This is a genomic window from Polaromonas sp. P1_E12 (assembly GCF_056405975.1).
On the sequence record NZ_JBFUBB010000002.1, the window covers coordinates 17,867 to 31,451 of the forward strand.

General features: G+C 62.2%; 12 protein-coding genes. 5 read left to right on the forward strand and 7 right to left on the reverse strand.

The window, feature by feature from the left end; all coding sequences use genetic code 11:
- Positions 1 to 91 precede the first annotated feature (91 nt).
- The gene (locus AC1D13_RS05865) at positions 92 to 1,093 is read right to left on the reverse strand and encodes an ABC transporter substrate-binding protein (RefSeq protein ID WP_457280953.1); all 1,002 of its coding nucleotides are present in this window, start codon (positions 1,091 to 1,093) and stop codon (positions 92 to 94) included.
- 769 nt (positions 1,094 to 1,862) lie between these two features.
- On the opposite strand from AC1D13_RS05865, the gene AC1D13_RS05870 reads away from it, so the two are divergent.
- The 3 genes from AC1D13_RS05870 to AC1D13_RS05880 are packed head-to-tail and all read left to right on the forward strand — an operon-like array spanning position 1,863 to position 4,714.
- The gene (locus AC1D13_RS05870; RefSeq protein ID WP_477689158.1) at positions 1,863 to 2,750 is read left to right on the forward strand and encodes a phosphate/phosphite/phosphonate ABC transporter substrate-binding protein; all 888 of its coding nucleotides are present in this window, start codon (positions 1,863 to 1,865) and stop codon (positions 2,748 to 2,750) included.
- A 3-nt stretch (positions 2,751 to 2,753) separates the two neighbouring features.
- A complete protein-coding gene (locus AC1D13_RS05875) occupies positions 2,754 to 3,839 on the forward strand; it encodes a hypothetical protein (RefSeq protein ID WP_457279816.1) in 1,086 nt (361 codons plus the stop codon).
- Positions 3,836 to 4,714: a phosphate/phosphite/phosphonate ABC transporter substrate-binding protein gene (locus AC1D13_RS05880; protein WP_477689159.1), complete on the forward strand. Its 879-nt coding sequence runs from the start codon at positions 3,836 to 3,838 to the stop codon at positions 4,712 to 4,714. Before AC1D13_RS05875 ends, AC1D13_RS05880 begins: the two co-directional genes overlap by 4 nt.
- A 115-nt stretch (positions 4,715 to 4,829) precedes the next feature.
- Here the strand turns inward: AC1D13_RS05880 and AC1D13_RS05885 are convergent, their stop codons facing one another.
- From AC1D13_RS05885 to AC1D13_RS05910, 6 genes are all read right to left on the reverse strand, one after another.
- Positions 4,830 to 5,552: a GntR family transcriptional regulator gene (locus tag AC1D13_RS05885; protein WP_477689160.1), complete on the reverse strand. Its 723-nt coding sequence runs from the start codon at positions 5,550 to 5,552 to the stop codon at positions 4,830 to 4,832.
- A 95-nt stretch (positions 5,553 to 5,647) separates the two neighbouring features.
- Positions 5,648 to 6,967 carry a C4-dicarboxylate transporter DctA gene (locus tag AC1D13_RS05890; RefSeq protein ID WP_477689161.1) on the reverse strand — a complete coding sequence of 440 codons (1,320 nt, stop codon included), beginning with the start codon at positions 6,965 to 6,967 and terminating at the stop codon, positions 5,648 to 5,650.
- Between the two features lie 222 nt (positions 6,968 to 7,189).
- On the reverse strand, positions 7,190 to 8,443 hold the full coding sequence (locus AC1D13_RS05895; RefSeq protein WP_477689162.1) for a M20 family metallopeptidase: 1,254 nt from the start codon (positions 8,441 to 8,443) through the stop codon (positions 7,190 to 7,192).
- A complete protein-coding gene (gene uraD / locus AC1D13_RS05900) occupies positions 8,440 to 10,215 on the reverse strand; it encodes a 2-oxo-4-hydroxy-4-carboxy-5-ureidoimidazoline decarboxylase (protein ID WP_477689163.1) in 1,776 nt (591 codons plus the stop codon). The genes AC1D13_RS05895 and uraD overlap by 4 nt, the downstream gene beginning before the upstream one ends.
- Before the next feature lie 2 nt (positions 10,216 to 10,217).
- A complete protein-coding gene (gene puuE, locus AC1D13_RS05905) occupies positions 10,218 to 11,153 on the reverse strand; it encodes an allantoinase PuuE (protein WP_477689164.1) in 936 nt (311 codons plus the stop codon).
- 8 nt (positions 11,154 to 11,161) lie between these two features.
- Positions 11,162 to 11,827: a GntR family transcriptional regulator gene (locus tag AC1D13_RS05910; protein WP_457279821.1), complete on the reverse strand. Its 666-nt coding sequence runs from the start codon at positions 11,825 to 11,827 to the stop codon at positions 11,162 to 11,164.
- A gap of 197 nt (positions 11,828 to 12,024) precedes the next feature.
- On the opposite strand from AC1D13_RS05910, the gene uraH reads away from it, so the two are divergent.
- A complete protein-coding gene (gene uraH, locus AC1D13_RS05915) occupies positions 12,025 to 12,378 on the forward strand; it encodes a hydroxyisourate hydrolase (protein WP_477689165.1) in 354 nt (117 codons plus the stop codon).
- Between the two features lie 84 nt (positions 12,379 to 12,462).
- Complete coding sequence (locus tag AC1D13_RS05920; RefSeq protein WP_457279823.1) at positions 12,463 to 13,512, forward strand: tripartite tricarboxylate transporter substrate binding protein; 1,050 nt, start codon at positions 12,463 to 12,465, stop codon at positions 13,510 to 13,512.
- Positions 13,513 to 13,585: the final 73 nt, after the last annotated feature.

The window sequence follows — 13,585 nt, forward strand, 5'->3', positions numbered from 1 at the left end:
TGCTGGCCCAATCGGGATGTGCGCAAGCAGCTATTAAAAGTGTAGCAATCCGGGCAGGCATGGCGCCAGGCACAGAGCCTGAGGCCAGGACTTATTTCTTCGGCAGCACATTGAGCTCGGCTGCCGTGGGCAGGAAGGAGCCGTTCCACACTGCGTCGGGGTTGACACGGGTCTTGGTCCCGAAAGCGTCCGACACCTGCGAGGCCATCAGCGAGAGGCGCGGCGCTTTGACCTGGCCGAAGCCTTCGGCACGTGCGTCGGGGCTGTTGACGACGGTGTCGATGGCCAGGCGCAGGCGGCGCACTTCCAGCGGCACATTGATGATGCCGTCGCGCGCTTTCACGAATTCGATGGCGGCGGCCGGGTCGGCCACCACGTCTTTCACGCCCTTGGTAAAGGCCTGCAAAAACGCCTTGATGGCGGCCGGGTTTTCCTTGATGAGTTTGGGCGAGACGATCACCACGTTGCCGTAGTGCTTCACGCCGAAGTCGGCATAGGGCAGCACCACCACGTCTTCAGCCTTCACGCCGCGCGCCTCCAGGTTGAGCAGCGAGGTGAAGGTAAAGCCGGTGATGGCGTCCACGTCGCCGCGGGCCAGCATGGTTTCGCGCAGCGGCGGGTCCATGGCTGTCCACTGGAAGCCGGTGATGTTGTTGGCCTTGGCAAAAATCGGGAAGGCGCGGCGGCCGGCGTCAAACACCGGCGCGCCCATTTTTTTGCCGTTCAGGTCGGAGGGCGTCTTGATGCCTGATTTTTTGAGCGCCATGACGGAGGCCGGCGTGTTGTTGTAGACCATCATCACGCCTACCGGCTTGTTGGGTGCGTCCGGGTTGTTGGCGTGAAACTCCATCACCGAGGCCATGTCGGCAAAACCCATGTCGTAGGTGCCCGAGGCCACACGGGTCACCGCCCCGCCTGAGCCATTGCCGGCGTCCACCGTCACGTCGAGCTTGTTGGCCTTGAAGTACCCCTTGGCCACCGGCGTGAGGAAGAGGGCGGACGGGCCTTCGAAGCGCCAGTCGAGCTGGAACTTGATCGGCGTGTTTTGCGCATGGGCGTTCAGGGCCGCCAGGGCGATCACCGCCCCGGTCATCCTGGCTACAAGGCTGGGAAAGGCAGATGCGGCAGGTGCACGATTTTTCATGGCGGGATTTTCTTGAAGGGGTTGCAAAAGGGGAAACCGGCAGGCCAGCAATCAGCATAAGAACGCGGTGGCCGTGAAATCGAAGCGAACCTCAAAACGATACAGCAAAAACAATGCCTGCCACGCTGCGGAGTAGAACTTTGGCATTGCCCCGGCAGTTCAGGTGTCTGGTGGGTCTTGCCGCTGGGCGATGCGGATTGGCCTAAGAGCAACACCTGCCGCGTTCAGGTGCTGTCAGTTTTCGCACACTGGGATTACTCACAGGATGCATTTTGTGATGTATCGGCCTCCGTATTTTTGGGTGTACGGCTGGCCTGCTTTCCGCACATTGAGCGGCCCTGGCCGGGAGGATGCCCAAAGGCAGCTATTAAAAAGGTGGCCGCTGGCACCTCCTGTTCCTGGCCGCCAGGAAGTTCTGGAGGAAGGCTGAAGCTGTTACAGCTGTTTACGTTTGAGCGGGGCAGCTGCCGGTGATTTGGGCCGGGCACCGCCGCGCCCATGCCCATGGCAGGTTTCACCTGTCAGTCCTGACAGGGCGGACGCCATGAACAGGCTTTGACTATTTTTGCGGCCCGTCCATAGAGTGTATTTGCGTAGGTGACAAGGATTAAGCCGCAAGGCCATGCAGTTCCGAAGCCTTGACAAAGCCTTGGGGCAGTAGCCGAAGTCATCCAGCAACGATGTACTGGGTTAGCGGGCTTTCCAAAACAAGGCTTTCATGAAAACACCTTCCTCGCAGCTTCGCCGTCAGATGTTGTCAATCCTGGGCCTGGGCGCCCTCGCAGGGGGTATGGGTGGGCCGGGTAACGCCTGGGCCCAGGTTTCGGCTGCAGCCGCTGCTTCTGCTGCTAAAAAACCCGCAGGTGGCGCGAACTGGCGGCTGCTGATCAATGAAGCGGTGGGGGGGGACACCAACTCTTTTTTGCTGACCAACCGTTATCGCCCTGCCGCCGACTTCATCAGCGTCCAGCTCAAGGGACGGCCTATCGTCGTGGAGCCCATGGTGGATATCAAGCGCTTCATGGCGGTAGCCCAAGGCGCCAGCAAGCCGGAGTTTGTCTTCGGGAAGTCCGTCAACCAGCTGGCCAAGCTGGTGCGCGACAACGGCTACCAGCCGGTGGTGCGGCGCGCTGACCCTTATAAGGCGGCCTTCATCGTGGCCAAGGATTCGCCCATTAAAACCCTGGCGGATGCGGCTGATGCAAAGGTCATCATGCCCGACGAGTCTGCCGCCACCAGTGCGGTGGCCCTGGCGGAACTGCGGCGGCAAAAGCTTGGGCAGATCCGCGTGACACACGTTCGCTACCAGGAGGAAGTCGCGCAGTTTGTGAAGTCCGGAATGGGCCAGATCGGCGTGGTCAATCCCACCATTGCCAAAAAGTGGGTGGAAGAGGGCGGGCGCGTGGTGGCTGAAACCCAGCCGGTGGTGAACTGGTCGGTGCTTGCCAGTCCCAGCCTGGCGGCGGACATGGTGCAGCAGCTGCGCGACGCGCTGCTGGCCACCAATTCGGAAAGCGCAGCAGTGATGGCTTCGATGGGCGTGAAGGCCTGGGCTAAAGCGGAACGGAAGGACTACCTGGATTTGTTGGACTACACGAGGGAGTAAAAAATGGGTACGTTGATTCAAGCACGTCTGTTTTCACTTTCACTTTCGCCATGGCGGGCCGGACTGCTGGCCGCCATATTGGCATTTTCCTGCGGCGTACAAGCCCAGGAAAAAAGGGCGATACCGCCCAACATCGCACAGGCAGCGGCTGAAATTGCCGCGGAGCTCGCCAGCAGTTGCCCGCTGGCGCCGGCCGGTGACGTCAATGCCTACACGCAGTGCCGGCAAACCCTGTTCGGCCCGAGCCAGCTGCGTGCACATGTGGCGCCCATCATGCTGTGGGGTCGGCAAAACAAAAAGGACAACGCCACCCTGCGCCAGACCAACCTGACCCAGTTCGCCCCTGACGCCTGGACCGGCATGTATGCGCCGCTCTTCATGTTCAACGGCCGGCATACCGTGGAGTGGGTGGCCGACGAGAAGATGTTCCTGGTGCGGCTTGAGGCGGCCTTTCGCAACCGCCTGCCGCCGGGCCAGTTTCCTTATCCGTTCTGGCACGACGAGGCCAAGTGGTCGATGTACGAAAACGCCCGCAGCATGATGCTCTGGATCAGCCCCGAAACGGGAACCATCAAGGTAGCGCAGTTCACCGACGTGGCGCCCACGCCGCTGTTGCAACCGGTGCAGACGGTGCAGCATGAAAAATACCAGGGCCCATGGCTCTGGACTGACGACAAGGGCCACACCCAACCGGCGGTGACGCTGTTCGACGGCTTGTACCGGCCGGAAAACCCGCATCTGGGCAACGTAGACAAACGCTACCGTGACCTGGCGCTGCAGATGCGCGAGTCGCAATGTGTGAACTGCCATGTACCCAACAACCCCGACAAGATGAGCCGCCTGGTGCTGCTGTCTACACCCGCGCATGCCGCGGCAGAGGTAGACCGGTTGATCAAGGCCGTGCGGGAAGACCGCATGCCGATGGACGAGTTCAGGTTGAGCTACGCGCTCTCGGAAGACAACAAGAAATGGCTGCTTGAGAGTGCGCTGGCATTCAAGGCAACCTTGACAGCTGCCAGGCAATGGGAAGACGAGGCAGCGAAGAAGACCGTGCAATCTGCAATTAACCCTTTGAAGGTGATCAAATGAATACTCCGTTGCTGTCACAAGTTACCGGTCGCCGCGCGGTTCTTCGCGGTGTGGTGGGCACCGCGGTTGCCGTGGCCTGGCAGGGCTTTCCCATGGTCAGCTGGAGCCAGCAGGCGGCGGGCCAGCTGGCGGGTGTTGATCGCTGGAGGCTGCTGATCAATGAGGCGGTTACGGCAGACCTCAGCATTTCGATGCTGGCCCTGCGTTACCGGGGGCTGGCCGACTACCTGGGAGGGCAGATCCGCAACAAGCAGGTGGTGGTTGACCCCGTCATCGACATCCAGAACTTCGTGCGGCAGGCATCGTCAGAGCAAAAGCCCCTCATGGTGTTCGGAAAATCCGTCAACCAGCTGTCCAAGCTGGTTCGCGATGGAGGTTACCAACCCCTGGTGCGCAGGCCCGAGCCCTACCAGGCCGCCTTTATCGTGAAGAACAACTCACCCATCAACAACATCGGGCAACTGAGCGGCAAGAAGATCCTGATGCCCGACGAATCGTCCGCCACGGTGGCGGTCGCGCGTGCCGAAATGCGCCGCCTGAACGTGCGCGAACCCTATATTTCCTACACACGCTATCAGGATTCCGTGTCGGCACAGGTGGCGGCAGGCCTTGCCGAGGTGGGTGCGGTGAATCCGACCATCGCCAGGAAATGGCAGGAGGGCGGGGGCCGTGTCATTGGTGAAACCCAGCCCGTGGTGAACTGGTCGGTGCTGGCCGCCCCCGGCGTGCCGGCGGACATGATCAGCCGCCTGCAGGATTCCCTGCTGGCCATGAACAGCCAGTCGGCCAGCATCATGTCCGAGATCGGCGTCAAGCAGTGGGTCAAGGCCGAACGCAAGGAATATCTCGCGCTGCTGGACTACACCCACGAGTGAAGGGAGGCGGCAGGTCTGGGCGCTCCTTGCGGAGGCTGCCCAGGCTTGGTGTCCGGAGGCCTGATTTTTTGTGGTTATCTGGCTGTAGCCATTGAAGGACGGGCGCAGCCAGCTATCAAATCGGGAGCGTTTTGTGCCGGACAGCTTTACGCAGGGGCGGCTGTACCAGCTGCGACAGCGCGATACGCAGCCGTTCGTTACCGGGTGAGATGCCCGGCGCCGATGAGCCCAGGGCGGCTTCGACGCTGCCGATGTGCGCGAGCATGCGTTCGCGGGCCAGGTCCAGCTGGCCTTTTTCGAGCGCGGCCACAATGCCGGCATGCTCCGCGCAGGATTGGCCGGCGTCGTGCTTGGACTGGTAGAGAGATGCCGCCAGCGTAGTGCGCGCGGTCAGGTCGCGCAGCACATCGCACAGCAGCTTCTGGCCCAGGCATTCGGCCAGGCAAACATGGAAGTCGGCCAGTAAAAAGGCCCGGGTGGCGGCGTCGGCTTCTTCGATGGCTTGCTCCTCCTGGGCGATGTGCTGGCGCAGTTTGCGCAGGACCGACTGCAGCGGACGCCCGGCTTCGCGCAGGATGCCGGTTTCGATGATGCGCCGGGCTGAAAAAGCGTCCCGCGCTTCTTCGACGGAAGGCTCCACCACATACCAGCCCTTGCGGGTGCGCACCTCGACAAAGCCGCGTGCCTGCAACTGCATCAGTGCTTCGCGCACCAGGGTGCGGCTGACACCGAAGAGCTCTGCCAGCTCCTGCTCGCCGAGGCGTTCACCGGGCGCGAGTTTTTGCGCGAGGATGGATTCGACGACTTGCTGGGCGATCTGGACCTGGCTGATGCTCATATGTGCTGGGAAGTGTAGCGACCCCGGGGTGATTCAGCAGGCGGAGCGTTTGAAGAAAATCGACGGCAAGATGATGCGTTTTCCGGAGCGAGACCTCAGGCTTTGACCGGAACGGCGTTCACTTCGATGTCCATGTCGTCTTCGGCCGGCGGCACATAGCGGCCGTCGAGTACCGCAAGAGCCCGCTCGCGGTCGATGTCGCCCTCCCAGGCCGCCACCGCCACGGTGGCCACGCAGTTGCCGATCAGGTTGCCCAGGGCACGGGCGATGCCCATGAACCAGTCGACCGACAGCACCAGCACCAGGCCGATTGCCGGGATCGCAGGGATCGCCTGCAGCGTGGCGGCCAGCACCACGATGGCCGAGCCGGGCACGCCGTGTGCGCCTTTGGAGGTGACCAGCGAGATCGCCAGGATGGTCAGCAGGTCGCTCATCGAGACCGGCGTGTTGGTCGCCTGAGCGATGAAGACGGCGGCCAGCGTGATGTAGATGGAGAACGCGTCGAGGTTGAAGGAGTAGCCGGTCGGGATGACCAGGCCGACGGTCGAATCGCGGATGCCCATGCGCTTGAGCTTGGCCATGATTTGCGGCAGCACGCTGTCGGACGAGGTGGTGGCAAACACCACCATGAGTTCTTCGCGCAGGTACTTGAGCAGCTTGAAGAGGCTGAAGCCCGAAAAACGCATGATGCCGCCCAGCACGACCGTCACGAAAATGATCACTGCAGCGTAGAACAGCACGACAAGCATGCCCAGTTGCTTGAGCGAGCCGATGCCGTATTTGCCGACGGTGAAGGCGATGGCGCCCAGCACGCCCAGCGGTGCCAGTTTGATGATGATGCCCATGGTCTTGAAGAGTACGTGCGCCAGGTCGTCGATGAGGCCGACGACCTTCTGCCCCTTGTTGCCCAGCATGGCCAGCGCGCAGCCGAACAGCACCGAGAACAGCAGCACCTGCAGCACGTCGCCGTTGACGAAGGCGCTGATGGCCGTATTGGGAATCAGCTTCATCAGGAACTCCACCGTACCGCCGCCGGTGAGCTTGCCGGCGTTTTCGGCATAGGCGGCCATAGCCTTGGCGTCCAGCAGTTTTGGGTCGACGTTCATGCCCGCGCCGGGCTGAAACACAAAAGCCAGCACCAGGCCGATCACCAGGGCGATGGTGGTGACCACTTCGAAGTAGATCAGCGCCTTGACGCCAACGCGCCCGACCCGCTTCAAGTCACCGGCGCCTGCGATGCCGTGCACGACCACGCAAAAGACGATCAGGGGAATCAGCATCTTGATCAGCTTGATGAAGCCGTCGCCCAGGGGCTTGAGCTTGACGGCCGTTTCGGGCCAAAGAAAGCCGACGATCACGCCGACAAGGAGGGCCAGGAGCACCTGGCCGAACAGGGAGCGGAAAAACTTGGGCATGTCAGTCTCCGAAAGAGTAGTTATAGGCAGCAGGACGTCGCTGTTCTTTGCACGCAAATCTTGAATACAAGCAATGTAGGCAAGTTTTTTGCCTGCTGTCACAGGGTTATCCCGGGGCTATTGATGCTGATCCGGTTAAAGCTGAAGCACCCTTAAAAGAGGTGCCACAAAGCAAAACTCCCGCTGAAGCGGGAGTTTTCGGCAGGATGTGCAGAGGGCCCGTCAGGCCAGCAGGTCCCGCAAGGTGCGCGCAATCACCTTGGTGGCGCGACGCAGGTCCTCGAGTTCCAGCCGCTCATCGGCCCGTTTGGCGTGGGACTCCAGCACGGTGCGCGGCCCGGCGCCGTAGATCACGCCGGGAATGCCGGCCTCAGCGTACAGCCGTACGTCGGTGTACAGCGGCGTGCCCATAGCCGGGATGGCCTGGCCGAAGAGCGCCTCACCGTGCTTCTGGATGGCGTCGACCAGGGGTTTGTTGCCGGGCAGCGGCCGCATGGAGTTGGCCAGCAGCAGGCGTTTGATGTCGACTGTGATGCCCTTGCAGCCAGCCGCCGCGTCGGCAATCACTTTGCGGATGTTGGCTTCGACCTCGGCAGGGTTCTCTTCGGGGATCATGCGGCGGTCCAGCTTGAACATCACCTTGCCGGGCACGACGTTGGTGTTGGTGCCGCCTTCGATGCGGCCCACGTTGAGGTAAGGGTGCTGGATGCCTTCAACCTTGGACGTGACCTGCTGGTACTGCGCGTTCTGCGCATAGAGCGCATTGAGGATGTGCACCGCGCCCTGCAAGGCGTCGATGCCGGTGTCGGGAATGGCGGCATGCGCCATCTTGCCGTGCACCGTGACTTCCATCTGCAGACAGCCGTTGTGCGCGGTGACGACCTCGTAAGAAAAGCCTGCCGCGATCAACAGGTCAGGCTTGGTAAGGCCTTTCTTGAGCAACCAGCCCGGGCCCATCTCGCCGCCGAATTCCTCGTCGTAGGTGAAATGCAGCTCAACGCTGCCTTTGAGTGGTGCGTCCAGTGATTCGAGCGCGCGCACCGCAAAGGTGAAGCTTGCGAAATCGCATTTGCTGACAGCTGAGGCGCGGCCGTAAATTTTGCCGCCTTCAATCTCGCCGCCATAGGGATCTTTGGTCCAGCCTTCGCCGGGCGGCACCACGTCGCCGTGGGCGTTGAGGGCAATGGTCCTTCCTTTTTCCATTTCTTCGCCCTTGCCGCCATAGTGGCGGCGCACGATCAGGTTGGTGATGGACTCCATGCCGTAGCCACGCACTTCGGCTTCGGGCACGGGGTATTTCTCAGCGTCAAAACCGAAGGCCTTGATGAGCTCTGCCGTGCGCTCGGCATGTGGCGCGTTGTTGCCCGGTGGCGTGTCGGTGGGCACGCGGATGAGCTGCTGCAGGAATACCGTTTCTTCGTCGAAATGGGCATCGATCCAGCTGTCAAGCCGGGCGTAATCTGTGGTGAGGGTCATTGTTGTTCAGGAGAGAGATTAGTGAGCAGATGCGCCAGGGCCTGGATCGCAAGTTCGATGTCGTCGCTGGTGGTGCTTTCCAGCGGGTTGTGGCTGATGCCGGAGTTCTGGCCCCGCACAAAAAGCATGGCCTGCGGCATCACCTTGTGCAGTTTCATCGCGTCGTGGCCGGCGCCGCTGGGCATGCGATAGAGGGGTACGCCCAGGCTTTGCACAGCGGCTTCCCAGCGCTGTTGCCAGGCAGGTGCGCTGGGGGCAGCGGCGGCGCGCTCGGTCAATTCGGTCGTGAAGTGCACACCGCGGCGCTCGCAAATGCTTTTGAGTTCGGCCAGCACGTCGGCCACCAGCGCGTCGCGCTGCGCATCGATGGGCGCGCGCAGGTCGAGCGAAAAGAGGCAGCGCCCGGGCACCACATTGATGGAGCCGCTGGGCACCTGCAGCATGCCGACCGTGCCGACGGAATTTCCGTCTTGCGCCGCGCGCCGTTCCACATACAGCAGCAGTTCGGCCGCGGCCGCTGCGGCGTCACGGCGGCGGGTCATGGGCGTGGTGCCGGCGTGGCTGGCCATGCCGGTGATCTCGCACAGATAGCGGACATTGCCGTTGATGGAGGTCACGATGCCCAGCGGCAGGTCGAGCTCGTTGAGTACCGGGCCTTGCTCGATATGCACCTCGATAAAGCCGAGGTAGTTGTCCGCGTCACGTTTGATCTTCGTGATGTCTTCGGGCTTGAGGCCAGCGTTGTGCATGGCCTCGCGCATGGTGATGCCGTCAGCGTCTTTCTGCTCCAGCCACTCGGGCTTGAAGTCACCGATCAGCGCGCCTGAACCCAAAAAGGTGGCTTTGTAGCGCTGGCCTTCTTCTTCGGCAAAGCCGACCACCTCAAAATTAAAGGGCAGGCGCTTGCCCTGGCGGTGCAGCTCGCGTACGCAGGCCATGGGCACAAAAATGCCGAGCCGGCCGTCGTATTTGCCGCCGTTGCGCACGGTGTCGTAGTGGCTGCCGGTCAGCAGGGTCTTGGCGTTGGGGGTGGCGGCCTTGTAGATACCCACCACATTGCCGACCGCGTCGATCTTCACCTCGTCAAAGCCGCAGTCCCGCATGGTGTTGCTGATGAAAGCCGCGCAGGCACGGTGCGCATCAGTGAGGTAGGTCACCGTGAGCTGGCCCTTTTCAAGATAGCCCGGATCGCTGTACTGCGAAAGGGTTTCCTGCCAGTCCCACACGTCGTTGCCCAGCGCGGGCGTGGCGGCGAACTTGTCGTTGAGCCGCAGTTCCACCACGCGGTGGATGTTGCGCAGGTTTTCCTGCAGCTCGAAGTCAGGGTGATTTTGCAGGCGCCGAGCGAAGGTCTCGATGATCTGCTGCTTGCTCAAACCGTCGCCGCGCGGGCCGCGCACCGCCAGGATAAAAGGAAAGCCGAACTTCGCGTTGTAGTCGGCATTGAGCTTTTGCAGGGTGACGAACTCTTCGGGCGTGCAGTCCGTGAGGCCGGCCTTGCCTTGCTCGTTGGTCGATTCCGCCGTCAGGCTTTTACTGACCATGGCTTTGCCGGCCAGTTCGGGGTGGGCCTGGATGAGCTTGACCTGCGCGTCCTTGCCGGCCTCGCGCAGTACTTGCGCCATGGTGTGCTTCAGGTGGGCGAGGGACTGGAAAGGGCGGGCGTCCAGCGCCTTTTCGGCAATCCAGGGGGAATGCTCATAGAGGCCGTCGAGCAGTTGCAGCGCTTCTGCGCGCGGTACGGCATTGACTTGTTCCAGCGTGATGGCCATGTTCAGCTTTCCTGCCGGGGCATGTAAGGATGGTTGGCCTGCCAGTGGCGCGCAATATCGATGCGGCGGCAGACCCAGACGCGCTCATGCTTTTGCACGTGGTCAAGAAAACGCTGCAGCGCCACGATGCGGCCCGGCCGACCCAGCAGGCGGCAGTGCATGCCGATGCTCAGCATCTTGGGCGACGCACTGCCTTCGGCATAGAGCGCGTCAAAGCTGTCGCGCAGGTAGATGAAAAAATCATCGGCCTGCGAGAAGCCCTGCGGGAGGGCAAAGCGCATGTCGTTGGTGTCCAGCGTGTAGGGCACCACCAGGCGCGGCACGACCTGACCGTCGGTGCGTTTCACCTCGGTCCAGAAGGGCAGGTCGTCGCCGTAGTAGTCGCTGTCGTATTCGAGCCGGCCGTCATCGGCCACCAGCCGGCGCGTGTTGGGGCTGTCGCGTCCGGTGTACCAGCCCAGCGGGCGTGTGCCGGTGAGTTTTTCAATGGCGTCCAGGCCCAGGCGCATGTGTTCGCGCTCGGTGGCCTCGTCGATCTGCTGGTAGTTGATCCAGCGCCAGCCGTGGCAGGCGATTTCGTGGCCGAGTTCGGTGAAAGCCGCGGCGACTTCGGGGTGGCGCTGCAGCGCCATGCCCACGCCGAACACCGTGAGCGGCAGCTTGCGCTTTTCAAACTCGCGCAGGATGCGCCACACGCCCACGCGTGAGCCGTATTCGTAGATGCCTTCCATGCTGAGGTGCCGGTCGGCAAAGCTGGGTGGATTGGCCATCTCGGACAAAAACTGTTCGGAGCCGGCGTCGCCGTGCAGCACCGAGTTTTCGCCGCCTTCTTCATAGTTGAGGACGAACTGCACGGCGATGCGTGCCCGCCCCGGCCAGTTGGCTTGTGGCGGGTTGCGGCCGTAGCCGACCAAATTTCTAGGGTAGCCAGTGTTCATATCAGTACTCATGACAGCGCCATGGAAATATCGTTCGTCGGTACCTTGCGGTCAAAGGCGAGGCTCTTCTCGACGTGCAGCAGGTGGTCATTCATGAGGCGTACGGCCAGCGCTTCGTTCCTGGCGGCCAGCGCCTTGACGATTTCGGCGTGCTCGTCATTGGAGTGTTCAGCAGCACTGGCTGTCTGGTACATCAGGGTAATGAGGGCGCAGCGCGAGGTCAGCTCGCCCAGCATCTGGGCCAGCACTTCATTGCCCATGAGCTCGGCCATGCGCACATGAAAGTCGCCCAGCAACTCCGTCCGGCCCGAAACGTCGCCGAGGTCCACCGCGGATTTTTCGCGTGCGACGTGTTCCTTCAGTGCCTTGATTTTGGCGGGGGTGACTTCGCGCACAAAGGCCCGTGTCATTTCGGCTTCGAGCATGCGGCGCACGGCAAACACCTGCCGCGCTTCCATCACGGACGGCGCGGCCACGAAAGCGCCGCGGGCCGGTTCCAGGCGGATCAGGCGGTTTTGCGAAAGCTGGAACAGTGCCTGCCGCACCAGTGTGCGCGAGACGCCGAAATGGTCGGCCAGTTTTTGCTCGGCCAGCTTGGTGCCCGGATGCAGCCTGTGCTCCACAATAGCCTTGGTCAGGGCTTCGACGATGGTGTGGGTGGTTGACGATTCCATCGGTCGATAATAGCCGGAATGCTGAAAAGTGTATACACTTTTGGTAAACCGGATCAAAGCAAGAGCTGCTCAAAAACCCAGCGAAGCGGTCCTGGCCAGGCGCGTCGCCGCAGACAGTGCTATCAGCACGGCAAGGTGGCGCAACAACGCCAGGAGGGTTTTTTGAGCAGCTCCCTCAACTACTACCAAGGAATACCATGGGCTTGAGCACACATGTACTGGACACCATGCACGGCACGCCGGCAGGCGGCATGAAGGCGTCGCTCTACACCACGCATGCGGGTCAGGCGACGCTGGTGAAGCACTTCATCCTCAATGAAGATGGGCGCAATCCCGATGGACTGCTATACGACAGCGTTAATCTGAAAGCCGGCACCTACCGGCTCGTGTTCGAGGTGGCGGCCTACTTCAAGGCGCGCGGCGTGAAACTGCCCGAGCCGGCTTTCCTGGACCAGGTGACGCTGGACTTCGGTGTGGCCGATCCGCACCTTCATTACCACGTGCCCCTGCTGGTCAGCCCCTGGAGTTATTCCACCTATCGCGGCAGCTGAGCGGGTGCCAGGCCAGACCCGTGTCATGGCGCCGTCATCCGGGGCGGCGACAATCAGCGGTTTGTGCAACTTTCTTCCTCCTCCATGAATGTCAAGCCAATGACCCTGAGCCGCCGCCAGGCCCTGCTGCTGTCCGCAGGCACCGCCGCCAGCCTCGTGGCTCCAGCCGTATTGGCCCAAGGCCCTTCAGCGGGTTCTGCCGGCTCACCGGCCTCGGCCGCATCCGTTCCCGCCGGCATCTATCCTGAGCGCGCCGTCAAGATCGTCGTGCCTTTTGCCCCCGGCGCCGGCACCGACGCCATGGCACGACTGATTGCGCAAAAACTCGGCGAAACCATGAATGCCACCTTTGTGGTGGACAACCGTGCGGGCGCTTCCGGCGCTATAGGCACGCAGTATGTGGCGCAGTCCCCGGCCGACGGCTACACGCTGCTGCTGGTGGCCTCACCCTTCACCACCGTGGCGGCCTCCCTGCCCAGCGCCAATTACGACCCGCTGCGCCAGTTCACGCCGGTGGGCATGATCGCCAGCGGACCGCTGGTTTGGGCGGCCAACACCAAGCTGCCGGCCAACACCATGAAAGAGCTGGTCACGCTGGCCCGGCAAAAGCCCGGCGCGCTGAACTACGGCTCGGCCGGGGCGGGCGGTGTCAACCACCTCGTGCTTGAGTTGCTGAAAGCCCGTACTGGTACCTTCATCACGCACATTCCTTACCGCGGTGTGGCGCCCGCCACCATGGACATGATCGGCGGGCAGATCCAGCTGATCACAGGCACCATCCCGGCCCTGCTGCCTTTCATCAAAAACGGCAGCATCAAGCCACTGGCGGTAACAAGCGCCAAACGTTCAAGTGCCTTGCCCGACGTGCCCAGCATGACGGAAGCCGGCCTGGCGGGCATTGACGTTGTCAATTACTTCGCATTGATGGCACCCACCGGTACACCGCCAACCATCGTCAATGCACTGAACGCGGCCATCAACAAGGTCGTGGCTTTGCCCGAGGTGGTGGCGCGGTTCAAGGCCGACGCCGTGGAGGCCGCACCCGGCTCGCCCGCATTGCTCGGCCACTTCATCGAAGCCGACTACCGCGCCTGGCGCAACGTCGTTAAAACGCAGAATCTGAAGATTGAATAGGCCCCCACGGTCGCTCACTTCGTGTAGCTTCCTGCCCCCCGAGGGGGCCGCTCGCCTGCGGCCCGGCAAAGCC

What these genes read in the sequence shown, in the direction of transcription:
- AC1D13_RS05895 (WP_477689162.1), bottom strand. Translation starts at nt 8,443, where the DNA reads ATGACCCTCACCACAGATTACGCCCGGCTTGACAGCTGGATCGATGCC.
- uraD (WP_477689163.1), bottom strand. Translation starts at nt 10,215, where the DNA reads ATGGCCATCACGCTGGAACAAGTCAATGCCGTACCGCGCGCAGAAGCG.
- AC1D13_RS05870 (WP_477689158.1), top strand. Translation starts at nt 1,863, where the DNA reads ATGAAAACACCTTCCTCGCAGCTTCGCCGTCAGATGTTGTCAATCCTG.
- AC1D13_RS05890 (WP_477689161.1), bottom strand. Translation starts at nt 6,967, where the DNA reads ATGCCCAAGTTTTTCCGCTCCCTGTTCGGCCAGGTGCTCCTGGCCCTC.
- AC1D13_RS05920 (WP_457279823.1), top strand. Translation starts at nt 12,463, where the DNA reads ATGAATGTCAAGCCAATGACCCTGAGCCGCCGCCAGGCCCTGCTGCTG.
- AC1D13_RS05875 (WP_457279816.1), top strand. Translation starts at nt 2,754, where the DNA reads ATGGGTACGTTGATTCAAGCACGTCTGTTTTCACTTTCACTTTCGCCA.
- AC1D13_RS05865 (WP_457280953.1), bottom strand. Translation starts at nt 1,093, where the DNA reads ATGACCGGGGCGGTGATCGCCCTGGCGGCCCTGAACGCCCATGCGCAA.
- AC1D13_RS05910 (WP_457279821.1), bottom strand. Translation starts at nt 11,827, where the DNA reads ATGGAATCGTCAACCACCCACACCATCGTCGAAGCCCTGACCAAGGCT.
- uraH (WP_477689165.1), top strand. Translation starts at nt 12,025, where the DNA reads ATGGGCTTGAGCACACATGTACTGGACACCATGCACGGCACGCCGGCA.
- AC1D13_RS05885 (WP_477689160.1), bottom strand. Translation starts at nt 5,552, where the DNA reads ATGAGCATCAGCCAGGTCCAGATCGCCCAGCAAGTCGTCGAATCCATC.
- AC1D13_RS05880 (WP_477689159.1), top strand. Translation starts at nt 3,836, where the DNA reads ATGAATACTCCGTTGCTGTCACAAGTTACCGGTCGCCGCGCGGTTCTT.
- puuE (WP_477689164.1), bottom strand. Translation starts at nt 11,153, where the DNA reads ATGAACACTGGCTACCCTAGAAATTTGGTCGGCTACGGCCGCAACCCG.